This is a genomic window from Paenarthrobacter aurescens (genome assembly GCF_025421775.1).
GTDB lineage: Bacteria > Actinomycetota > Actinomycetes > Actinomycetales > Micrococcaceae > Arthrobacter > Arthrobacter aurescens_B.
Genome location: NZ_JAOEFX010000659.1, coordinates 1 through 240, shown reverse-complemented (window position 1 = coordinate 240; position 240 = coordinate 1). Strand labels below are relative to the sequence as shown.

The window sequence follows — 240 nt, the reverse complement described above, 5'->3', positions numbered from 1 at the left end:
CGCCACCAAGTATTGTTGGCGGTCCCTGATCAGTGTGGACAGGCGCGTTCTGCGGCCTGCGAGAAACTGCGCCAGCCCCGAGGGGTGCGCATTGCTGAGATCGAAAGCCCCTTCGGGCGTCTTGACGAAACGCAGCATCGTGTCTGCCCCGGTGACGGGCTTACGACCAGACAGCCATTTACGGAGCTCTTCGGAGCCCTCTTCCTGGCCTTGACCTACTGACACAACTTCTGCCTTCTG

At 60.8% G+C, this 240-nt stretch carries 1 protein-coding gene; it reads right to left on the bottom strand.

All coding sequences use genetic code 11. The features are described 5' to 3' along the window. Positions 1–225: hypothetical protein (locus N7568_RS25175; RefSeq protein ID WP_261612356.1), on the bottom strand; the 225-nt coding region annotated here is incomplete at its 3' end. Between the last annotated feature and the right edge of the window lie 15 nt (positions 226–240).